General features: G+C 36.6%; 20 protein-coding genes. 10 read left to right on the plus strand and 10 right to left on the minus strand.

Annotated elements, in window-relative coordinates; genetic code table 11:
* Positions 1-5: 5 nt before the first annotated feature.
* Positions 6-2,636 carry a TonB-dependent receptor gene (locus ACRD7B_RS15120; RefSeq protein WP_430825415.1) on the plus strand — a complete coding sequence of 877 codons (2,631 nt, stop codon included), beginning with the start codon at positions 6-8 and terminating at the stop codon, positions 2,634-2,636.
* Between the two features lie 186 nt (positions 2,637-2,822).
* Positions 2,823-3,593, plus strand: coding sequence for a sulfite exporter TauE/SafE family protein (locus ACRD7B_RS15125; protein ID WP_430825416.1), 771 nt, complete (start codon positions 2,823-2,825; stop codon positions 3,591-3,593).
* Between the two features lie 105 nt (positions 3,594-3,698).
* On the opposite strand, the gene ACRD7B_RS15130 is transcribed toward ACRD7B_RS15125, so the two are convergent.
* From ACRD7B_RS15130 to ACRD7B_RS15150, 5 genes are all read right to left on the minus strand, one after another.
* Positions 3,699-4,604: a TonB family protein gene (locus ACRD7B_RS15130; RefSeq protein ID WP_430825417.1), complete on the minus strand. Its 906-nt coding sequence runs from the start codon at positions 4,602-4,604 to the stop codon at positions 3,699-3,701.
* 2 nt (positions 4,605-4,606) lie between these two features.
* Positions 4,607-5,002, minus strand: coding sequence for an ExbD/TolR family protein (locus ACRD7B_RS15135; protein WP_430825419.1), 396 nt, complete (start codon positions 5,000-5,002; stop codon positions 4,607-4,609).
* Entirely contained in the window at positions 5,002-5,391 is a 390-nt protein-coding gene (locus tag ACRD7B_RS15140) for an ExbD/TolR family protein (protein ID WP_430825420.1), read from the minus strand. Before ACRD7B_RS15140 ends, ACRD7B_RS15135 begins: the two co-directional genes overlap by 1 nt.
* A 3-nt stretch (positions 5,392-5,394) precedes the next feature.
* Entirely contained in the window at positions 5,395-6,090 is a 696-nt protein-coding gene (locus ACRD7B_RS15145) for a MotA/TolQ/ExbB proton channel family protein (RefSeq protein WP_430825422.1), read from the minus strand.
* A gap of 64 nt (positions 6,091-6,154) precedes the next feature.
* Entirely contained in the window at positions 6,155-10,549 is a 4,395-nt protein-coding gene (locus ACRD7B_RS15150; RefSeq protein WP_430825424.1) for a translocation/assembly module TamB domain-containing protein, read from the minus strand.
* A 137-nt stretch (positions 10,550-10,686) separates the two neighbouring features.
* On the opposite strand from ACRD7B_RS15150, the gene tsaD reads away from it, so the two are divergent.
* The 6 genes from tsaD to ACRD7B_RS15180 all read left to right on the plus strand — a co-directional run bounded on the left by tsaD (position 10,687) and on the right by ACRD7B_RS15180 (position 15,525).
* On the plus strand, positions 10,687-11,706 hold the full coding sequence (tsaD, locus tag ACRD7B_RS15155; RefSeq protein ID WP_430825425.1) for a tRNA (adenosine(37)-N6)-threonylcarbamoyltransferase complex transferase subunit TsaD: 1,020 nt from the start codon (positions 10,687-10,689) through the stop codon (positions 11,704-11,706).
* 125 nt (positions 11,707-11,831) lie between these two features.
* The gene (locus ACRD7B_RS15160; protein ID WP_430825426.1) at positions 11,832-12,131 is read left to right on the plus strand and encodes a PqqD family protein; all 300 of its coding nucleotides are present in this window, start codon (positions 11,832-11,834) and stop codon (positions 12,129-12,131) included.
* Positions 12,132-12,133: 2 nt separating this feature from the next.
* Positions 12,134-12,337, plus strand: a complete 204-nt coding sequence (locus tag ACRD7B_RS15165) for a hypothetical protein (RefSeq protein ID WP_430825427.1) — start codon at positions 12,134-12,136, stop codon at positions 12,335-12,337.
* Positions 12,338-12,346: 9 nt separating this feature from the next.
* The gene (locus ACRD7B_RS15170) at positions 12,347-13,231 is read left to right on the plus strand and encodes a hypothetical protein (RefSeq protein WP_430825428.1); all 885 of its coding nucleotides are present in this window, start codon (positions 12,347-12,349) and stop codon (positions 13,229-13,231) included.
* The gene (locus tag ACRD7B_RS15175; RefSeq protein ID WP_430825429.1) at positions 13,221-13,652 is read left to right on the plus strand and encodes a S24/S26 family peptidase; all 432 of its coding nucleotides are present in this window, start codon (positions 13,221-13,223) and stop codon (positions 13,650-13,652) included. Before ACRD7B_RS15170 ends, ACRD7B_RS15175 begins: the two co-directional genes overlap by 11 nt.
* A gap of 85 nt (positions 13,653-13,737) precedes the next feature.
* Positions 13,738-15,525 (plus strand): ABC transporter ATP-binding protein, encoded by a 1,788-nt coding sequence (locus tag ACRD7B_RS15180; RefSeq protein WP_430825430.1) that lies wholly within the window; start codon positions 13,738-13,740, stop codon positions 15,523-15,525.
* Between the two features lie 5 nt (positions 15,526-15,530).
* Here ACRD7B_RS15180 and ACRD7B_RS15185 read toward each other — a convergent pair whose 3' ends face one another.
* The 4 genes from ACRD7B_RS15185 to ACRD7B_RS15200 all read right to left on the minus strand — a co-directional run bounded on the left by ACRD7B_RS15185 (position 15,531) and on the right by ACRD7B_RS15200 (position 18,678).
* Entirely contained in the window at positions 15,531-16,898 is a 1,368-nt protein-coding gene (locus ACRD7B_RS15185; RefSeq protein ID WP_430825431.1) for an outer membrane beta-barrel protein, read from the minus strand.
* A complete protein-coding gene (locus tag ACRD7B_RS15190; RefSeq protein WP_430825432.1) occupies positions 16,892-17,458 on the minus strand; it encodes an RNA polymerase sigma factor in 567 nt (188 codons plus the stop codon). Before ACRD7B_RS15190 ends, ACRD7B_RS15185 begins: the two co-directional genes overlap by 7 nt.
* Positions 17,459-17,608: 150 nt before the next feature.
* Complete coding sequence (gene smpB, locus ACRD7B_RS15195) at positions 17,609-18,070, minus strand: SsrA-binding protein SmpB (RefSeq protein ID WP_430825433.1); 462 nt, start codon at positions 18,068-18,070, stop codon at positions 17,609-17,611.
* Positions 18,067-18,678, minus strand: a complete 612-nt coding sequence (locus tag ACRD7B_RS15200; protein ID WP_430825434.1) for a hypothetical protein — start codon at positions 18,676-18,678, stop codon at positions 18,067-18,069. The genes smpB and ACRD7B_RS15200 overlap by 4 nt, the downstream gene beginning before the upstream one ends.
* Positions 18,679-18,797: 119 nt before the next feature.
* On the opposite strand from ACRD7B_RS15200, the gene miaA reads away from it, so the two are divergent.
* Complete coding sequence (miaA, locus tag ACRD7B_RS15205) at positions 18,798-19,727, plus strand: tRNA (adenosine(37)-N6)-dimethylallyltransferase MiaA (protein WP_430825435.1); 930 nt, start codon at positions 18,798-18,800, stop codon at positions 19,725-19,727.
* Positions 19,728-19,736: 9 nt separating this feature from the next.
* Here the strand turns inward: miaA and ACRD7B_RS15210 are convergent, their stop codons facing one another.
* The gene (locus ACRD7B_RS15210; RefSeq protein ID WP_430825436.1) at positions 19,737-20,573 is read right to left on the minus strand and encodes a hypothetical protein; all 837 of its coding nucleotides are present in this window, start codon (positions 20,571-20,573) and stop codon (positions 19,737-19,739) included.
* Between the two features lie 180 nt (positions 20,574-20,753).
* Here ACRD7B_RS15210 and ACRD7B_RS15215 point away from each other — a divergent pair, with 180 nt between their 5' ends.
* Positions 20,754-22,151 carry an adenylate/guanylate cyclase domain-containing protein gene (locus ACRD7B_RS15215; RefSeq protein WP_430825438.1) on the plus strand — a complete coding sequence of 466 codons (1,398 nt, stop codon included), beginning with the start codon at positions 20,754-20,756 and terminating at the stop codon, positions 22,149-22,151.
* Positions 22,152-22,292: the final 141 nt, after the last annotated feature.

Consider the following 22,292-nt stretch of genomic DNA (forward strand, 5'->3'; position numbering starts at 1 on the left):
AGTCAATGCGCCTAAGTTTACTCCTTTCTATATTAACATTCGCAATAAATTGCACCTGTGCTCAAGTTACCATCAAAGGGCAATTTATAAGCAATTCAGATCAGCTCATTAAGGGTATTAGTATTCTTGTACATGAGGCATCTAATGCTAATGCCATTATCACCTATGGTTTTTCGGATGAACAAGGCAAGTTTGAGTTAAAAGTCAACAGTAAATTGGATACCCTTGCCATCAGTACACGCTCGCTCAACTACCGCGATACAACATTAATTATTTCTAATCGCAACCAGGAACTTAGTATCACATTGATCAACGAGGTGCAGCAAATTAAAGAGGTGAGTGTGCGTGGCACGCCTATTATTAGCAAAGACGATACTACTAAATACATTGTTAGTGCCTTTGAAAAAAAGAGCGATGAATCGATTGGTGATGTGATTGATCGCATGCCTGGCTTTACGGTCGATAGTAAGGGTAAGATATCGTATATGGGTCGCCCCATCGATAAGTATTACATAGAAGGCATGGATTTATTGGAGGGGCGTTACAGCATCGCCAATAAAAACCTTTCGAACAAGGCAGTGGGTTCGGTAGAGGTATTACACAACCACCAGCCCATTAAAATGCTGCGCAAAAAACAATTTCACGATGGTACATCGGTGAACATTAAGCTGAAAAAGAAATACACCACAACATTTAGAGGTGAAGCGGCACTTGGTCTACCCTGGCCAAGATATAGCCTTAATGTAACACCCATGCTTTTCTCGCCCAAGCACCAGATGATTGCCTCGCTTCAAGCCAATAACACAGGCCGCGACTTATCGACACAGCACCACCCCTTTACCTTATCGTATAGCGAAATTGACAACTATACTAACACCAAACCTAACCTATTAAACATATCGTCGGTGGCTCCACCAGGCATTAGCAACAATGAGCGTTTTTTGTATAATCAGGCAGCACTTATCAGCTTTAACTACCTCTCGAAACTAAGCGACGATGAAGAACTTAAAACAAACGTGTCGTACTTCAACGACCGTATCGAAGAAAAAGCGCTGGTTGAAAGTGAATACTATCTGGAAACTGACACCACCCGCCTAAGTGAATACACCTTCAATCGCTTCAAAAAAAGCAGTATTATAACCGATTTGATATATACGAATAACGCCAGTCAAAAATACGTAAATAATAAATTCAGGCTCGAGAATTATTGGGACAAGGCCGAATCGTCGATCAACGACACTCAACAGAAGCAGCAAGGAGAACTGCCACATTTTTCAATAGCCAACGAATTGGATTGGCACCGCATGGTAAATAAGCATTTCATTAGTTTTAAAGCCTTTGTTGATTACAACCACAGTCCGCAAAGCATGAACTACCAACCTGGGGTATTTAATGACTACATCAATAATGGAGAAAACTATACTAAAGCAAGCCAACACTACTTAAAAGAAGATTTATTAGCCAAGGCTTCGGCTGCTTTCACGCTTAGCCATAAACGCTGGGCTTTTGCTACCAAACTTTATGCAAACATGGATATTAACAAACTGCAAACAACCATCGATAAAAATAATACATTGGTGGAGGCTGATAGTTTACGTAATCAAATGGATTGGCTACAGAGCGAGTTTGGAGTAGATGAAAGAATAACATACGAGACTCAAAATTTGAGGCTACGCTTTAACCTGCCCCTATCCTATGTGCATTACAACATCAACGATGATTATCATCTGGCAGGTCAAAATATCAAGCAAACATTATTTGCGCCCCGCGCCTATTTAAATTATCAATTTCTACATTACTTTAAATTCATCACATCGGGGTCTATCAGCAAGAGTCTTGGTGAAGTAGATAAACTAACACAGGGCTTTGTCATAAAAAACTACCGTAGTTTGGGAAGAGGAACCAACTTGCTTCCACAAAAATACCGTATATCTTATTTAGCAAAAGGAGAGTTTAAAAATCCTCTGTCGGGTTGGTTTGCATCCCTCGATTACAGATATAGCTTAAATCATAGCGATGTTATTCTTCGGCAAATCAGTTTGGGTAATGGCATTTTTCAGAGCGAAGCACTACCGTACGATAACGAAACCATTGACAATACTATTAACGCGGAGTTAACCTACTACATTGCCAAGTGGCGTTCAACCATTGGCATTAATACCTTTAATAACTACCGTGAAACACAATACGTTTTAAACAGCGAATTAAGCGACCGAAATAGCAAAACCAATCAGATAGCCTTAGATATCAATTGGGGATTTTGGAAAGCATTACAAGTAAAATACAAGTTTAAATACAGCCAAAGCAAGCAGGTAACTACTCAAGCCAGTAGCCAATATTACAATCGCGATCACAGTTTAGATTTCTTCTTCTACCTGAGCAAAACACAATGGGTTAACCTCAGGGGCGAATATACCTCAAGCCTAAGTAATGGTCAATCGCAAAGCACATATTTTGGTGACCTCACCTATGCGTACAAGCCTAAAAAAGGGAAACTTAGTTACAAGATACAATGCCGAAACATCTTTAACGCTGATAAACTGATTAACTATTGGAATAGTGATATTTCATTCGTGCGAAACACTTACTATTTACGCCCACGAGAAATTCTGCTTAATGTCAGCTACCGCTTTTAAGCTGATAAGCCAATGTTTGCATGGTAATAATAGATCGTTTCGCTTATAGCCCCCGATAAATATCGGGGTAGCGATTTACATGATGTAAAATAAATAATTTAAGGAACGGTTCTTTACTGCTGTATTGCAATAGAGAACCGTTCCTTTTTGTATAAGCTTTTCTCAACAATACACTACCTTTGAGGTATGGACATTACATTATTCGACGCATTACTATTGATTGTTGCCGGCCTCTTCGCCGGATTTATAAATACCTTGGCTGGTAGTGGCTCACTTATTACCCTGCCACTCTTAATGTTTTTAGGATTGTCGCCGCATCAGGCAAATGCCACCAATCGGGTAGCTATCTTTTTTCAAACCCTTGTGGCGGTGCGTAATTTTGAGAAACAGAAAACACTGGATATAAAGCAAAATCTATCTTTGGTTATTCCTGCTTTAATTGGCTCGGCTGTTGGTGCAACATTGGCCATTAACATAAACGAAGAATTGCTTAATGCCTTTATTGGTGGCTTATTATTTGTGATGTTTTTTGTGATATTATTTAAGCCCGAACGATGGGTGAAAGAACAAGCTGGCAGTGTTGATGCCAAACCGACTTTCTGGCGAATCATCATTTTCTTTGGAATCGGTTTGTATGGAGGATTTATTCAAGCCGGAGTTGGTTTTTTCCTATTGGCTGGATTGGTCTTGGGAGTTGGTTACGATCTGATAAGAGCCAATGCTGTTAAAGTTCTCATTGTATTTTGCTATACGGCACTTGCATTGGGCATCTTCATGTGGTCGGGACAGGTTAATTATTTGTTTGGGATCGTACTGGCCATTGGTAATGCAAGTGGTGCCTACATTGCTTCGCGTTACTCAAAACAGATAGGTACCAAGTATATTCGTTACATTTTATTGGTTGCTGTTATGTTGGCGGCATTGAAAGTACTGGGTGTGTTTGAATTGTTATTTTAGACCTCGACCTCGCTATTAGATTAGCAATTCTAATAGCTTGCCGAGATGATATTATTATAGTTTAGATGGATTTAAACCAGAATGATAAGCGACCAAGATGAGATTCTAATCCAATACAAAATGATAAGTAATGGTTCCTTCCTGATAGGCAGCAGCCATTTTATCAGCATTAAACTTAGCCTTTTTGGCAGCTTCAATGGCTTTTTGTTTCAAGTAGTTGTTTTGGGTAGTTGAGCCCTTAAGTTGAAATTCGGCACTGGTTACATTGCCATTTCTATCAACACGGATCTTAACATTAATAATTCCTTCTTCTTGTATGTTATAACTTGGTTTTGGCAAGCCTCCAACCAAACTACGCCCAGTTAAATCAAAACCACTTCCCGAATTACCAAGACCTGATCCCTTACGATTCTTCGAATTAGGATCACCAGACGTGTAGCCTTGATTACCCGATCCAGTATCTTCACCTTCGGAATCGCTATCGCCTGTGCTTTTACCAAAGGCACCTTTGGTTTTGTTACGTATATCAGCAGCTTGTTTATCCAAGCGCTCCTGTTCTATTCGTTTTTCCTCTTCAATGCGCTTTCGTTCAGCCTCAGCTTTACGGTCGGCTTCTAATTTCTCTTTCCTTATTCGGTCAGCCTCTTCCTGTTCCTTGCGTAACTTATCTAATCGCTCCCACTCTTCTCTTTCCTTCTTTTTCTCCGCCTCGGTTTGAACCACAGGTGCATCATCATAATCCTGCGCCTTTATAGTTTCCTCTTCAGGTTCAGGAATTACTGGTTCAGGCTCCTTAGCAGGTGGTGGTGGCGTAACTTCCTCAACTTTTTCGGGCTCTGCTTGCTTAGGTTCTACTTCTCCCCCAGCTAGTATGGTATCACCGAAATTAACCAATATCCCCTCCTCTTCTTGTGGTAAAGTTTTTAAACCAAAGAAGATTAACAACAATAACAACAGTAAATGAAAAACTGTTGTGCCAATTACACCGTATTTTTTATTCTTATCATTCATATTTATTTGGCTTGTGTGGCCAGTATCAACTTGAATTTATTACGAATGGCAATATCTCTAATTTTCCCAACTATTGAGAACGGAACCGACTGATCAACGTGCAAAGCAATGTACATTTCAGGACTATCTTCCAATATTTCCTTCAGACGTCTTTCTACCTTCCAAAATGGTAATTCCTCTCCTTCTACAAAGTATTTTCGATCCGCTGTAACCGATATCGTCGTATTTGGCTTGGCAGAAACCTGATGATCACTCTCGGGTAATTTTAGGTTTTTAACCGCTGGAGGAGTTACCAAGGTAGATGTAATCATAAAGAATATGAGCAATAGAAACACAATGTCGGTCATTGACGACATGCTAAAACCAGATTCAACTTTGCTTCTTCTCTTTAACCCCATTATCTAATGTCTAAAATAACTTTAACACCATTCGACTCCGCAATATCAAGCACTCGAGCCACATCACCAGTTGAAGCATTTTTATCTGTTCGTAGCTTCACAACCGTTTTATCGCTATTAGCAAAAGTACTTAACAAACGTGCTTCAACATTTTCAGCACCCATCCATTTTCCAGCCACAACATATCGACTAGATGCAGTTACCCTCACATCAATAAACTTAGTTACCTCAACTTTTTTTGTTGCCTTTTTAGGTATCAACAATTTAATGGCATTGGGATGCACCATTGTTGATGTTATCATAAAGAATATCAACAATAGAAACACAATGTCAGTCATTGACGACATGCTAAAACTTACGCTTATTTTTGTTCTTCTCTTTAGCGCCATCCCTTAGTGAGCAGGTTCATTTAATAAATCCATAAATTCCATGGTGCTTGCTTCCATTTTGAAAACCACTTTTTCAACCTTAGCTACCAATATATTATAAGCAAAATAGGCAATAATACCCACTACCAAACCTGTTACAGTTGTTACCATTGCCGTATATATTCCCGACGACAGAACGCCTACATCAATGTTATTACCTGCATTGGCCATATCGTAGAAGGCTCTGATCATACCAATAACGGTTCCCAAAAATCCAATCATTGGAGCTCCACCAGCCACAGTTGCCAATGTTGGCAAGCTTTTTTCTAAGCGACTAATTTCGAGGTTACCTACATTTTCGATGGCTGTATTTACATCGTTCAATGGCCTGCCAATACGTGAAACCCCTTTTTCAATCATTCGTGAAATCGGAAAATCGTGCGATTGACAAAGGGCAATGGCAGAATCAATTTTACCATCGTGTATGTAATCCTTAATCTTATTCATAAAACCATCATCTTCCTTAGAAGCCTTTTTGATGGCAACAAAACGTTCAAAAAAGATATACACCGAAATGATGGACAATAAGGCTAGCGGAATCATAATCCAACCACCATTCATCGCCATTTCAATATAATTCATGCCTTGTTCAGCACCTTCTTCTAATTCAACATCATTTAAGTTCTCAGCTGTTGCCTGAATAAATAATAATAGGTTCATATTGTTCTTTTTATTTCTAACACGGCTAATTTAGCAAAAATGTATTTTGTATTCGCATTTGAAACTATAACGTTTCCTTTTCTTCTTTAGTCTCCACTTCCTCTTCCTTTTTACCTTCCCCTCTAATTTTCATCCAATACCTGTGCATTAGCTCCCTTAATGTATCAAATTCTTCGTTAAAAGAAATACCAACACCCTGAGTGGTTGGAGAACTGGTGTAAACGATATCGTCATTAGAATGCGTATAAGCTTTGGCACGTAAGCTACCCGATGCATTTAGTTTTACATCTACATCAAAATCACCAATAAGTGCGCTTGTTCGTGTTTCATCTTGTCCATATCCAACATTACCATTTATGGAAACACGATTATTAAATACTTGGGTAGAGAGAGCTACCTCCACCTCATCACTCGTCACCTCATCACCTGGGCGATAACTCACACCGATGTCAAAATCATTACTAATTTGTGATAACCAATTACTAAGCTGATTCGACAACATCTCAGATGTGGTTACAAGAGCTGCATTATTACCTGTTGAACGATTTCCATTACCTACGTTTGCCGACTGGTTTTCGTCGGAATAAAAACGATTAAGTACCAGTAAAGAAAGCACCTGTCTATTCAATTCCTCTTCGGAATTAATAAAGGCATCAATAAAATCCTGATTATTTTTCTGCGCCGATGGTGTTACAATCTCAAATTGAATGGCTGGTTTCGTTAATCGATCAGTCAGTAACATATTACAATGCACTGGAATTCGCCTTCTATACTCATCCAACGAAGGATCATCCTGCATACTAGAAGCAACCAAATCGTAAAGCGATGTTTTTAATTTGTAGGTCGCATTTAAGTCTATATTTGCATCATATGGATTACCGTTCCATTGAATATTACTGCCTTGATTAATTAAAAAACGCTTGTTCAAAACATTTTGAAGGGTAAATAAATAATCGCCTTCGGTAAAACTAAAATCACCATAGAAATTAATTCCACCTTCCTTGTCCATCTTTATTTGAAGATTACCGTTGCCACTTCCTTTCAAGATATCCCCACTTTTAGAATCAAAAATAACTTGGGTTTTAGCTTCTGGTGTAATATCTAAATCCATTGTCACCGTCATTCCCGACAAGTCTGCTTCGTACCCCTGAACTTCTTCCTTATCCACTATATCATAGAGTGTTTCATCCTTAACAAATCGAATAAAATTCGATTCTTCAACACTTTCCTCACCCCTCAGTGGAATATAAAAATTGGTATTTTCCTCAGTGGTTCCACTAATATCAATAATGATATCGCTTGTTGTACCTGTTATCGACATGTTACCATTGGAAAAAACCGTTCCGTAGTAAAGCTGATTATCAACACTCTTCGTATCTAAAACCAACATATTGTTGGTCAGTAGAACTAAATCATAGGACATATCGTGAAAGCCAGTATGGGTAATGTCACCATTAAACGTTCCCGAATTACCAAAACGATCGGATAAATTAAGCCCTTGAAATAACATTCTATTAGGTTCAAAAATAACAGAATCACTAATGGAATAGGTTGTCTTCAATAAATCAACGTCGAAAAAAGCTTTGTTAATATTAAGTCTACCAAGCAACTCTGGTTCTGATATAGGCCCAACAACGGCAATATCACCTGAAGCTGTTCCTGACAGATTTTGCATGATTCGTTTTAGATAGAGATTAAGAAAACCTATTTCTAAACTATCTATTTGAAAAGCCATATCCATGCTCAATTTGTCCATATCAAAATACCCACCACCAGACAAGGGCACAGTATTGTTCTTCATCACTTTTGAATCAAGTAGTAGGTGTTTATTGTCTGGCTCATAATTCGTTTCCAAATAAAAGTCGCCTATCATATCTTTATTAAACTCAAAGTCTTTTATAGCTAGATCACTGGTTACAATAGGTACACGAAAAACATCTTTAATACTGATATTTCCATTTAAGAGACCAGAAATATCCATACTACTCAAATTTTCTTTGCTTAATATATGCCCAAGGTTTATATTCTGAATGTGAATATTCAAACCATCGGAAATAGTTTTATGTAGAAAACCATTGATGCCAATCTCTTGATTTTGATGATGAACTCTAAAATTCTTAAATGATAGACCCAAAGGATGATAATTAACTCTGCAAGGCTGTACCTCCCACAAACTATCACGTATCATTACATACGAAGGCTCAATGTCAATAAGCGCATATAAGCCTCTATCGCTCGAACGCAGATGTGTTTTTGTGAGAATTGAACCACTATTGGTATACTCGTTCCAATTATTCCAAAACACATTAAATACAACTGTGTCCCTGTACAGATGTTGATGCAAGCTCAAATTCTGAAATATTGTTTCTTCATCAATATCAATATTTTTAAAGCGTGTGATTAGTGATAAACTCTCATCTCCCTTTGAGCTAATGTTTAATTCTGGTCGGATTGCACTAACGTTTTTATACTTTAAATAACCAAGTTCACCACTCACATCAACGTAACCAGTCTCACTATTATACCTTCCCAAAACCAAACCTTCATCGGATATCACTATGTTTGGTTGAATTAAGTTCATGATAGACGACACCTTCTTTAGACGACACGAAAATGTGAACTCATTGGCATGGTATTCAAACTCTTTTACCTCCAACTCTTTTTTTAATGCAGGTAAATAATCAACTATTTTACGGTTAATAAGCGACCCCAGGTATTTAAAATTATATTTTCCAATTAAATCGCCTTCAGCCAAATCAGACTGTAATATCAAGTGTTTGTCATCTCCCTCTCGAACAGAAATAATTAACAATGAATCCATTTTAACATCGTGGATTGGCGATTCAAAAAGAGCATCTTTCACCTTTACAAATCCAACAATATCATTTAAATCACGCCCACTAAAATTAGTTTCCAGATTTAATGAAAAGTTATTATCCACAACGCTCGGAACAATATTCAACTTATCTAATTTAGCACCCCTAATTGTTGCATTAAAATCAAAATTTGGGACATCTCCTGAGAAATCTATCTTTCCATTAAAAGCCAAGGCACCATTGGGATCTTTAACAGCAAAATGTCCATCGAACTTATTATTAGCAAACAATCCGTTCAAATTAATATTGGTATAATCATAATCATTGATTCTCAAAGAATCAATATTACCTTGTAAATGTGCATAAAAGGAACTAGCTGACTTACGTTGCCCCTTGATAGTAACTGACATTGTTACATTCTCCATTAAACTGTCAGCTTTAGCTAATTTACCAATATTAAAACCTTGTGTAGATAAGTTCCCTGCAAACAGTAACCCCTTTTCTTCATCAATTTTAACACCAATATCCGTATCTATACTTCCAAGTGCAGAATTAAATTGCCCATAGGCCACCATGTCACTTAAGAAACCAGTTAAATTACCCTTATATCTTATCTCTTCTAAACTTTGTAGCGCACTAGGCAACTTCACAGCAGTTCCTCTGGAAAATGAAAGCAAGCGTTCTAAATCATTTGGCGAAGATTTTAAATGACTAATATTTAAGTATAAGAATGATTCATCTATATTCGGCAGACCACTAATATCAAAACTCGTCGCGATTGAAGATTGCGAACCAAATTCGAGCCTTACCTTGCGCCCTTTAATATTGTCAATTCTTCCATAAAAGTTACCTGATAAACCAACAGGCACTCGTAAATAATTCTGATTTGGATTAAAGAACGAAAAATCTAAAGGTGAAATATAAGATGGCTTGACTCCCAAGTGAAAGGTTCCAAGCTGTTCTATGCCCTCAAACTTTTTATTTATCTGACAAAAAACAGAATCAATATACAATGAAGAATACGATGTATTTAGTTTTATCTCGGTTGCTGAAACAAATGTATCGTTAAATTTAGCCGTGCAGGAGCCATCCATCATCCTAAAGCCTCGTTTTTCAGAGAAACTTATGGCTTTCAAGGCAAAAGACACGATACTATCTTGTTTTATATTACTTATAGCCACATTTAAATTATGAATATCGGCGTCTATATTACTGCCTCTATCCCCATACCTAAGGGCACCATTTTTTATGTGGATATTACTAAGTCCCACTGACCAACGATCATGAATTACAGAATCCTTCTTCCCCAAATGCGCCAATAAAAATGAATAGTTATATAAACTATCAACTTTCTCAACTTGAATCAATGGTTTGTTAAGTTGAATATTTCGAAAAAAGATTTGCTTTTTACTCAATCGAAATGAATCAATAGCCGAACTCATTTTCTGCACAAAAACTAAAGTATCTTTCTGTTCATCCAATAGTAAAACATCATCCAGAACCAGATGCTTAAATGGCTTAAAATAAACACGTCCTACAGAAATATCCGTATTAAACTCTTCTGATAATTGTGCGGTAAAATAATCAAGTGCCTTGGTTTGAACGGCAGGAATTAAAATGATGGTATACAACAGTATGGGCACTGCCAAAAGCACTGCCGAAACATACAATCCTATTTTGATATTTTTTTTTATACTTTTATCCCGTTTTATAACCCACCAAAATTAGCAAAAACGTGGGATATTATGCGGATTTAAAGGTAATTCATTAAAATCAAATTATGAGTGTTGTTATTTTGGGTATTGAGTCGTCGTGTGACGATACTTCAGCATCGGTTTTTCGTGATGAAGTTGTGCTATCAAATTGCGTCGCCAACCAGGACGTTCATCAAGCTTACGGGGGAGTAGTACCCGAATTAGCTTCGCGTGCCCACCAACAAAATATTATCCCTGTTGTCGAAAAAGCAATTCGTGATGCAAAAGTCTCAAAGGATGAAATTGATGCTGTGGCTTTTACACGTGGCCCAGGATTAATGGGGTCATTATTGGTAGGAACTTCATTTGCGAAAGGTTTTGCACTTGCCAATAACCTACCTTTAATTGAGGTTAACCATTTACATGCTCATGTATTAGCACATTTTATTAAGGAGGACAAAGACGATAATAACCAACCAAAATTCCCGTTTTTGTGTCTTTTGGTATCAGGCGGAAACAGTCAAATTGTGCATGTCAAGAGTCACCTTGATATGGAAATAATTGGTCAAACCATTGATGACGCCGCTGGAGAGGCTTTTGATAAGTGTGCAAAAGTAATGGGATTGCCATATCCTGGAGGACCGTTAATTGACAAATTAGCTAAAGAAGGTAATCCCGATGCATTTCAATTTAGTAAACCACGAATAGCGGATTTCAATTACAGCTTTAGTGGATTAAAAACTTCTTTTCTTTACTTCTTGCGTGATCAACTTAAAGTTAATGCAAATTTCATTGAAGAAAACAAAGCTGACATCTGTGCTTCCTTGCAAAAAACCATAATTGATATTCTTATGGATAAATTAATTAAAGCATCGAAAGCCACAAACATAAAGCAAATCACGCTTGCTGGAGGCGTTTCCGCCAATTCAGGCTTACGAAATCGTGTTGAAGAATTAGCTAAATCAAACAATTGGGTAACCTATGTGCCAAAATTTTCGTACACAACCGACAATGCTGCAATGATTGCCATAAACGGTTACTACAAATACTTGAAGAAAGAGTTTGTAAAACAGGACATAGCACCTTTTGCAAGACTTGAGTTTTAAATATTTTAAATGTCAAGTATTTGGTAGAATAAAAAAGCCGATTAGTCAAAATAAAACGCATTTTTACCGTAAAAAAGGGAGCTTTGAGGGTTTTTTTATATTTTTGCAAGCATATTTAGGTAATTGTGGGGGAGTTATATTACGAAAAAGCATCGGGATTTGTTGAAAAGCATATTGGAAATGAATTAGTTATTGTTCCATTAGTTGGAGCAGTAGCACAGATGGATAAAGTATTCTCTCTTAACGAAATTGGTTCTTTCATCTATTTTTTAATTGATGAACCTAAAACAAAAGGTGAGATTTTAGATAAAATCTTAACCGATTTTGATGTAACTGAAGAAATTGCTAAAACAGACTTAGATAGTTTTTTGTTAAAAGCTAAGGAAGCGGGAATCGTCAATATCATAAATGAAGTGACAAGATAAGAATGAGCGTAAAGAGGAAATACATAAAACCAAGTATTGAGGTTTACAATATAGATCAAGAAATTAGTTTGGTTATGGCTTCAGTTCCTGTCGATCCGCCATGGGGAGCCGCAGCTCCTGCGGAAGAATCTCTACCAGATTACCCTAATACATTAAAAAGTGATTCTCCTTTTGGAGGAGACAAACCGGATTATGATAACATGTAAAGGCCAATAGTGAATAAGACTTTAACTTATAATATAGGGGGCATAGGAATACAAGTAAATTTCCTTTGCCCCTTTTTATTTCCTGACAATAAAGCTGGAAGCCATTTCTTTCAAGATTCATTCCACTCGTGGATATTAAACATTTGCTCTACAAACGACATTAATATTAAAGATTACAGACTCACATTTGCTGGGTCTGAAGAGTTTGACATAGAAATACCATATAAATGGAGTCTCTATTCAAGTAGCATTAAAAAGGCAATTGTATTCGAGTTTGAACAAGATGATTATTTCTCAAAAGGAATAGCAGAAATAAATATTGAAACCAAGACTATAGAACTTAGCTTGGTTCATCACCAGCAATCAGAAAAAAAAATAGACCCGTTTTTTCATCCCTTCGGAATATTGCTTTTGCAATACCTTGTCCACCTGAACAGCGGAGTTATTATTCACGCATCGGCTGTTGAGTACAAAAACAAAGGTTATCTTTTTTCTGCCATTTCGGGAACAGGTAAGTCAACAATGGCTAATCTCTGGAAAAGTTGTGGAGCTAAAATCATCAATGACGACCGAATCATAATATCGCCTCAAAAATCAGAGTATTATTTACACAATACTCCAATGCCGCACTATCAAGATCAAAATAAAAAAGCCCCGCTATACAAAGCCTTCCTTTTAAAACAAGCAAAGGAAAATTACATTGAACCATTATCACCCATTAAAAGTACAATGGGACTTTTAAGCAACTGCATTCAATACCAATACGATGAAGGTCAGGTTAAACAACGTTTGAATACACTCGAAAACATCGCCCAAAATTACGGCGTATTTGAACTAGGTTTTAAACCAGATACATCAATAGTATCATTTATTGAAAACTATTTTGAAACTTGATAATGTAAAACATATCGTCGAAGAGCTATTGAATGATGGTAAAAGCACTGAGATAACAGCGCAAGGAATTAGCATGTACCCACTTCTACAGCCAAATGACAAATTACTGGTAAAGAAGTACGATAAATATAAAAAAGGGGATATCGTTATTTTTGATCGAGGTGATGTTTTTGTTGCACATCGCGTTATAAGTATTCGGAACGAAAAAGTAATTTGCAAAGGTGATAGCCTGATTAAAGCAGACCCAATGATCAATAAAAAAGAGATACTTGGTAAAATCACTGCTAGAACCAGACACACTAAAACTATTACTACTAGGCATTGGAAATTCAGACTAATGACACATATAATGCCTACATTTCATCCTCTTTTAGCATACCCTTTTATGGTGATGGCAATACTCCATCAAAAATACATCTAACACAAGCACATTAAATCTTTCCTGCTTCAATATTAAATTCAATCAGATTATATAGTATTTTAGTAACTGATTTATGAATTAGCCAATGAACATTCATCCGAAAGAAAGATTCACATATTTAATACAAGCGATAAAACTAGTGTATTACAGTTCGCCAAAGTGGACTGTAATAAATATACTTACAACAAGCCTAAGAGGCTTTATTCCACTTCTCTTACTATATGTTGTAAAGGAGTTAGTGGATGTTGTTGCACAAACAGTTGAAACAAATGGATCAAACATAAACCTAACCGAAGTTTATACAACAGTTGCTTTGGCTGGGATTTTCTTTCTTCTGAACGCTGTAAGTGGTTCAATAAACGCATTGGTGCGCGAACGCCAGGCACACTTTGTCAACGATCATATTCAATCATTAATACAAGACAAAACAGTTAATATCCCGTATCGTTATTTTGAAGATGCGAATTATCAAGACATTTTTTACCGTGCCATTAATGAAGCACCCTATCGACCTGGTGCCATTTTTTATAGCTTATTAGGCTTATTACAGAACCTCATTACCTTGGGGATCGTAATTATTATTTTAAGTACTTTTCATTGGAGTTTAATTCCTGTTTTATTGCTTGCGGGCGTTCCAATTATCTTATTTCGATTTTATTACTCGCGCAAATTGTATGCAATAAAAAAGGAGCAAACTGAAGATGAGCGCAAAATGCATTATTTTAATCGCCTATTAACGGCCAAGGATTTTGCTAAAGAGCTTCGAATTTTTAATCTTAATGATACCTTTCGCGATAAATATGTTGAAGTACGCGACAGGTTAAGAGCTAAACAATGGCAACTATCGAAAAACAAAACTGCTTGGGAAAGCATGGTTCAAATTCTTTCCACATCAGTTCTTCTCATTGTTTTTTCCGTTATTATTTTAGGAGCCATCAAAGGAGAAATAAGCAATGGTTCGATGGCCATGTATTTCCTAGCCCTACATAGAGGTTATGCTGTTCTTCAGGTTCTATTGAGTAAAATAACCTCCCTTTATGAAGATAATCTGTTTCTTAAAAACTTTTTCGAGTTTCAAAAAATAAGCTTACCTAGTGAAGAAAGCACAAAAGCTGACTTTCCATCGCCATTAAACAATGGCATTACTTTTAATGACGTAAGCTTCAAATACCCAAATACCAAGCGTTGGGTCTTTAAAAACATCAATTTACACATTCCATCAGGAAAAACAATTGCCTTAGTTGGCGAGAATGGTTCTGGTAAAACAACCTTGGTGAAAATGCTTGCTGGCTTATACCAACCAAGCAATGGAAATATTAAGCTCGATAATGTTGATATAAACAACATCAAGCATGAAGAGCTAGCGCAGAACATCAGTGTAATTTTTCAGGACTTCATGCTATACAATATGTCGGCATCCGATAATATTCGATTTGGAAATGTAAAACGCCCATTTGAAGCTGATAATATAATTAAAGCAGCCAATGAAGCTGGCATACACAATGTTTTCAATGGTTTACCCAAAGGGTATGATACAACTTTAGGAACACTTTTTAAAGATAGCGAAATGCTTAGCCGCGGCGAATGGCAACGTACAGCCCTTGCTCGCTCATTTTATAACGAAGCCCAATTGGTAATACTTGATGAACCAACGAGCTCGCTCGACGCCTTCACCGAAGCAAGTTTAATAAAACATTTCAAACAGATTATTCATGGCAGAACGGCCATTATTGTTAGTCATAGATTAACGACGATAAGCATGGCCGACATAATAGTGGTATTAAAAGATGACGGCATTGCGGAATACGGCGAATATCAGCACTTAATGCAAACCAAAGGAGAACTATATAGAATGATCGAATCCTTAAAATAAATAACCTATTTAATCAATACTGTTATGCCTCCAAAAAACGCGAAAGAATAAGGCTGGAAACTATAGGCATCGTTACTACTTACCGAGCCCATATAGTACTTAAAACGAGGCTCAATATTGAAGCGTACTATTTTGGATAAGGGCAATTCCATGCCAATCCCCACCGAACTACTCAGCGCCATTGGCTTAATATCGGCCGTTTCTCCAATTTCAATTTTCTTACCATCCGAAATCATATAAGCATTATTACCAATTAAGAAATTAGTGCTAACACCTCCTGACAAGGAAAGATTAACAAAAGATTCTAGTACCTGATATCGCGCCATTAATGGCACCTCCAAATAATCAAGTGTTTGTCGTAAGGCATCTGATTGAGCTAACATTGAATTAGTAGTAATAATATTCATTCCTTCATTTTTCAGATCATTCGCAAATTCGATACTCGACCCCTCATTTAAACTTATCGCCCCCATCGAATTACTTAAGTCAGCAGGCGTCGGCATTACACTTGACATATCTGAATGACCATACATAGGATAATCACTATACAATCCAGCGGTCTGACTAACCTCTTGCCCTAACTGAGCAAATAACACACCGGTTTCAAAACTCCAACGTGATTGCCCTTCAATCCTGACATTGATGCCGCCTCCAAGAGTAATGATACCACTTTCGGTATTTCTTGATGATCCGTGACTATACATCACAGATTGATTAGCACTACCCGATTGCTTTGAATTATAGGCTGATGAAACTGAACCTCCCAAATGCACTCTTAATTGTTTTCTTTTAGAAGAAGTATTATTAGATGCAAACATTACCTCTTCAAATTCTTTGAATCGACTATGCTTATGAAGAAATTTAGTTGAAATTATAGAGATTGGAAGCTGAACATCATCTTTACTATCCATTCCTACCCATTGTTCGCGCTTTACTATTTCCTCTTCTTCATTTTCCTGAGTATCAACAATGCTATTAATAACAGTCTTTGTTGGTTCAGAATTAGTAGAAACAGCAGACACAAGTGCTATCGGGTCACTTTTCTTTCCTTCAACTATCACCTTTTTACTTAGCTTTATTTCTTTGTCTATACCATTGCTTGTACTCTCCGAATTTAAAACATCACCTGCTGTCAATAATGCCTGATTGTTTTCCAAAGGCGACAATAAATCAAAAACAATAAACAAACCTAAAAGAGTAACTATGGATGCTGCAATGCCTACTTGGTGATAAAATATAATTCGCTTTTTCTTTGCAGTAGCACTAAGGTGAGATTCAATACCAGCCCAAACTGCATCGGAAGGAGCAGAACTTAAATCATTTAGTCCTCCTTTGAATACCTCATCTATTTTATTGCTATTCAAATTCAACATACTTCCTGTTTTTTACTACTTACTTCCAACTCTATTTTATTTTTCAGCCATTGTTTTGCCCTCGACAGATTGGATTTCGAAGTTCCTATCGAGATACCAATATCTTCAGCAATTTCCTTATGCGAATAGCCTTCAATAACATACATGTTAAATACTAAGCGATATTGGCTGGGTAATTCCTGAATTAAGCTTAGCAATACCTTCTCGTTTACAACTGGCACATAAATATCCGCCTCTTCATTTTCTCTCATTAAAGGAAACTCATCAACCAACACTTCTAACTTTTTCTTACGAAAATGCTCAATTACAGTATTAACAATTATTCTACGCACCCAACCTTCGAACGAACCTTTAAATCCAAATAAATGAATCTTAGTAAACACCTTAATAAAACCTTCTTGCAAACAATCCTCAGCCTCCATGCGATCTTTACAATAGCGCAGACAAACACCCATCATTTTATCAGCATACAACTGATACAATTGATGTTGCGACTTACGTTTGCCTTTTTGGCAATTCTTGATTATTTCTTCTATTTGGGTCACAGACAATTGAAACATTCAGACTTAAAAACCTAATGTTTGAAATTAACTCTTTTAAGTGAATCCTTCAACCAGTTGATTAAAGAACTAATTTAGCATGGCCACCAGAGCTTCTTTTCTCACTTATTGAGACGTCTGTTTAAATGAAGGGTTGCGTGCAGATGATAATTAATAATTCTTTTTCACCCGATCCATTTCACGATTGGCATCCTTCTGCTTAAGTGTTTCGCGCTTATCGTGTCGTTTCTTACCTTTTGCTAAGGCTATTTCAACCTTTGCCAATCCTCGGTCATTTAAAAATAACTTAATTGGAATAATGGTTAAACCCGAATCCTTAGTTTTGCGTTCAAGTTTCTGCAACTCTTTTTTCTGTAGTAATAACTTTCTTTCGCGCTCCGGTTGATGATTATTATAGGTTCCGTAGAAATACTCTGACACACGCATACCCTTTAACCATAACTCACCTTTCACAAAAAAACAGTATGAATCCACCAAACTTGCCTTCCCAAGACGAATTGATTTTATTTCGGTACCTGCAAGCTGAACACCTGCAGTAAAACGTTCAATCAACTCATAATCAAAAGTGGAACGTTTATTTCTTATATTTATTCTTGGTGCAGTCTGGCTCATAGGTTAAAAGTGAATCCGCTTAAACGAATTAGTAAAAAATAGACTAAATATGGCAATGAAAGAACTAGAGCTGAAACACTTATGGTTTGCCAAAATCGTGTTTCCTTGCTAGCATTCCCTAATTCACAAATGGCTTCCCAAACAATGTAGGCTGCGTATAACATTAAAAAACTCAAGAAAAACGTTTCAGGAAACAACACTGTAACAATTCCTACCAGGTAAATCGAAACAGATGGATAAGCAGCTATTTTAAACGCATCATCTTTCTCAAGCTTTAAGCCCAAAAACGGTAGTACATTTAGTATCACAATATAAGCAAGGTACAAACCAAAAAAGCAGGCCGAAAAGGTAAATATTGCATACTTCAAAGCTAACTCAAAATCAACCCCTTGATGATTAAATATATACCCTAAAAAAGTAGCAAGTGTAAAAGCTCCAATCAGCGGCAAGCTAAAATACTTTAACACATCGTTAAGCCCTGTTTTTTCAGACCAAATTATCGTCCAGGCCTTACGTGGTGTGAAAACCAATTCCCTTATCGTGAAGAATAATTTTTTATAAAATTCTCCCAAGGTCAATGTTTCGTTATTCATTTTTTCCTTCGCCATAGTTGTCACAAAAATAACAAAATTATCCTATCTTATATTCAACGGATATGACATCGAACGATTATCACAATTCAAAGTTTCATTAATTTGTTCTAATTTTGGATATAAAATAAATCGAAATGACTTCAATTGATACACCATATAATCTGTTAGTGATATTAGGCCCAACGGCTTCGGGCAAAACAAGCTTTGCAACCCAACTTGCACTTCGTCTAGATGCTGAGATCATTAGCGCTGACTCGCGACAGATATACAGAGGTATGGATTTAGGAACAGGTAAAGATATTGAGGACTATACCATTGGTGATGTTACCATTCCGCATCATTTGATCGACATAGTTGATGCAGGTTACAAGTACAATGTATTTGAATACCAAGCTGATTTTTTTAAAGCATTTGAAAAAGTCAAAGCCAATAATCACTTTCCTATTATGTGTGGTGGAACTGGTATGTACATTGAATCGGTATTAAAAAAATACAAATTAATTAATGTGCCTAATAATGATGAATTAAGAAATACGCTTCAAAATAAAACACTTGAAGAATTAAGTCAACGCCTTAACGAATACAAATCGCTACATAATCAAACAGATACCGATACTGTTGCGCGTGCTATTAGAGCTATTGAAATTGAAGAATATTATAAAACGAATCCGGAAATTAAACTTGACCTCCCCGAAGTAAACCCTTTAATTATTGGCGTTAACATCAATCGTCAAGCTCGCCGCAAGAAAATAACAAATCGACTTAAAAAGCGTTTAGAAGAGGGTATGATCGACGAAGTCAAAACACTTTTAGCTCAAGGGATTAATCCAGATGACTTAATTTACTATGGACTAGAATACAAGTATCTAACGCTTCATGCCACTGGTCAAATCACATACAAAGAGATGTTTGATAAATTAAATGTTGCCATTCATCAGTTTGCGAAACGACAAATGACATGGTTCAGAGGTATGGAACGCAAAGGCGCCAACATTCATTGGGTTGATGCATTTGAACCCATTGATGAAAGAATCGATCGTGTAATCAAGCTCTTAAAAGCATAGAGCTGACAATTACTCCATGCGATAAGCAATAATTCTGTTATCGAAAAAAGTAGGCACAAGTATTAATTTGCTTTCGTGAATAAAACCAATATCAGCACAGTTTATTTTCTGTTCCACAGTATTTAGCAAAACAATAGGTTTTTCGTCGGGTACTACATGAAACAACATACCTTGCCACGATGAAAAGTAATAGCCTCCTTCGTTATCCGCTTCAATACCATCAATTGCAACTGTTTCGGGAACATATATTTCGTGAGTCTTCTCTGGCAAGCTAACCTTTAACATATTATTCGCAGTTCCAACTAATAAGTGATAGTCTTCATAAAACAAGCCATTAACTCCTTTTAAATAATCACCTTCCAACCAAAGGACTAATTTATCATCTTCCAATTTCAAAATCTGACCTGTCGCCGCATCTGAAACAAAAACATCACCAGTTTCGGTCATGCACACATCATTTAAAAATTTTGCTGATTCATATTTTATTCGGTTGTGAATCTGTTTCAATTCAATATCAATTATTACCAATTCATTAATATCAGACACATACAGGTATTTAGCATCAGCTGCCATGCCTTTGGGTGCACTTATTCCGCTAACCCACTGTAATTCTTCAACGGAGCCATCCACCTTCACAAGCGAAATAAATCCTTCCCCATCCTTATCTGCAGGACCTCCTTGAATATTCGAAACAAAAATTCGATTACTAAACTTATGATAAAGTACACTTTCAGGCACATTAAAAACTGCTTCTGAGCTCCAAATTCGATTTAACTCTTGACTGTTAGCTCCATGAGATAAAATAACAAGTGCTAAAAGTGGAAAAAGACGTAAATATTTCATCATAATGCATTTTTTATTGTTCCGATACAACGAAGAGTTATTATCTTGTCATAACATTTTGAAAAAATCAACGTAACAGGATGTGTTCGTTTTAAATTTTTACCTATTCATTAACAAAAATAACTAAACTGAACTAACCAACAATTACTTGATTACAAAAATACCCTAAATTAGCACCCAACAATGGAGAGCATTGAAGAATACATCTTAAGGATTACAAAATTAGCCAACCGTAATAAAGAATTAAACGACCAATTACAAGGATTAGTTGGGTGGTACGAAATTCTTCAGCGGCAAAATGAAAAATACCTGCACTTACTCTCCGAATATTCTTATGAAGAAATAGAAGATCGTTTAAAGGTCCCTAGCAAGAGGAGTATTAAGCGTTTTAAAATGGTTTCTATTTTATACGCTACTATTTCTGGTTTTAAAAAGCTCAATGGTCACCCCAATGCCCAATTATTGATTGATGCTCTTGATGAATTATATCTGACATTTGATGATATTGCTAAAAAATATGGCGTTCTGAAGGTTAAAACCATTGGTGACACTTTTTTATTTGCAGGTGGTGTATTGGAAGAGAATAGAACTAACCCCATAGATGTAATTAACACAGCTATTGAAATGCAAGCTGCTGCCAAAAAATGTATCATAAGCGGTGATGATGATCCGTTTTGGAGTATTAGCATTGGCATACATACCGGACCGGTTCTTGGTGAGCCAACGGGCAAGAAAAACTCACCTTACACCTTAACTGGTGAAAGTGTAAACATCGCCTCACGCATGGGTATGGCAGCTGAAACTGGACAAATTAACATCTCGGCCATGACCTACGAATTGGTTAAGGAGTTTTTTGAGATGCAATTAAAAGGTCACATGCCGGCTAAATATAAAGGATTACTTGAGATGCATAATATCGAAGGTATTCTGCCCGAAATATCGAGCGAAGGCAAAGGTTTATTCCCGAATAATAAATTCACAACAAAATATCGCCTCATCCAATTTATGGATATCCAAGAGGAAGTACTAGATTTATTAGAACAAAAACTTCCCGCAAGTCTTTATTACCACAACATCAAACACACAATTGATGTTGTAACCGAAGTTGAATTAATAGGCTGGGCCGAAGGTTTGAGTGAAGAAGATATTCTTACGCTTAAACTGGCTGCAATATTCCACGACAGTGGTCATATAGTCGATTATGAGGAACATGAATTAAGGGGCAGCGAAATTGCGCGCGAAACACTTAAACGTTACCATTACACGGAGAAAAAAATTGATGAAGTTTGTCGCTTAATTATGTCGACAAAATTCCCGCCTGAACCAAAAGATTTATTAGAACAGGTTATTTGTGACTCCGATTTGGATTACTTGGGAAGAAGTGACTTCATTCCTGTTTCTACCAATCTTTATCACGAATTAAAAGAACGTAATTTAATCGGTTCGCTTGAAGAGTGGAACATGATGCAATTGAATTTCATTCGTAAGCACCAATATTACACCGAAACAGCTCGTAATCTTCGACAGGTCAACAAAGACAGTCAGGTTTCAAGACTAGAAAAACTATTGCGAATTAATTAGTTACAAATAAATACTTCTTTTACATCAGAAATATGTCGGGTAACATATGCTGTTATTTGCCGTCATTACACTTGTTATGTAATTTAGTCAGCCTAACAAGAAAATGTTCTTGCCTGGTAAAAGTTGATAATCCCAACTATT

Source organism: Carboxylicivirga fragile (genome assembly GCF_050589805.1).
In the GTDB taxonomy this organism is placed as follows: domain Bacteria; phylum Bacteroidota; class Bacteroidia; order Bacteroidales; family Marinilabiliaceae; genus Carboxylicivirga; species Carboxylicivirga fragile.

Excerpts from the sequence above, each read along its gene's own strand:
- ACRD7B_RS15190 (WP_430825432.1), bottom strand. The coding sequence starts at position 17,458 with ATGTTTCAATTGTCTGTGACCCAAATAGAAGAAATAATCAAGAATTGC.
- ACRD7B_RS15130 (WP_430825417.1), bottom strand. The coding sequence starts at position 4,604 with ATGAATGATAAGAATAAAAAATACGGTGTAATTGGCACAACAGTTTTT.
- ACRD7B_RS15185 (WP_430825431.1), bottom strand. The coding sequence starts at position 16,898 with ATGTTGAATTTGAATAGCAATAAAATAGATGAGGTATTCAAAGGAGGA.
- ACRD7B_RS15215 (WP_430825438.1), top strand. The coding sequence starts at position 20,754 with ATGGAGAGCATTGAAGAATACATCTTAAGGATTACAAAATTAGCCAAC.
- ACRD7B_RS15210 (WP_430825436.1), bottom strand. The coding sequence starts at position 20,573 with ATGATGAAATATTTACGTCTTTTTCCACTTTTAGCACTTGTTATTTTA.
- ACRD7B_RS15200 (WP_430825434.1), bottom strand. The coding sequence starts at position 18,678 with ATGGCGAAGGAAAAAATGAATAACGAAACATTGACCTTGGGAGAATTT.
- ACRD7B_RS15140 (WP_430825420.1), bottom strand. The coding sequence starts at position 5,391 with ATGGCGCTAAAGAGAAGAACAAAAATAAGCGTAAGTTTTAGCATGTCG.
- smpB (WP_430825433.1), bottom strand. The coding sequence starts at position 18,070 with ATGAGCCAGACTGCACCAAGAATAAATATAAGAAATAAACGTTCCACT.
- ACRD7B_RS15165 (WP_430825427.1), top strand. The coding sequence starts at position 12,134 with ATGAGCGTAAAGAGGAAATACATAAAACCAAGTATTGAGGTTTACAAT.
- ACRD7B_RS15135 (WP_430825419.1), bottom strand. The coding sequence starts at position 5,002 with ATGGGGTTAAAGAGAAGAAGCAAAGTTGAATCTGGTTTTAGCATGTCG.
- ACRD7B_RS15180 (WP_430825430.1), top strand. The coding sequence starts at position 13,738 with ATGAACATTCATCCGAAAGAAAGATTCACATATTTAATACAAGCGATA.
- ACRD7B_RS15120 (WP_430825415.1), top strand. The coding sequence starts at position 6 with ATGCGCCTAAGTTTACTCCTTTCTATATTAACATTCGCAATAAATTGC.
- ACRD7B_RS15125 (WP_430825416.1), top strand. The coding sequence starts at position 2,823 with ATGGACATTACATTATTCGACGCATTACTATTGATTGTTGCCGGCCTC.
- miaA (WP_430825435.1), top strand. The coding sequence starts at position 18,798 with ATGACTTCAATTGATACACCATATAATCTGTTAGTGATATTAGGCCCA.
- ACRD7B_RS15145 (WP_430825422.1), bottom strand. The coding sequence starts at position 6,090 with ATGAACCTATTATTATTTATTCAGGCAACAGCTGAGAACTTAAATGAT.
- tsaD (WP_430825425.1), top strand. The coding sequence starts at position 10,687 with ATGAGTGTTGTTATTTTGGGTATTGAGTCGTCGTGTGACGATACTTCA.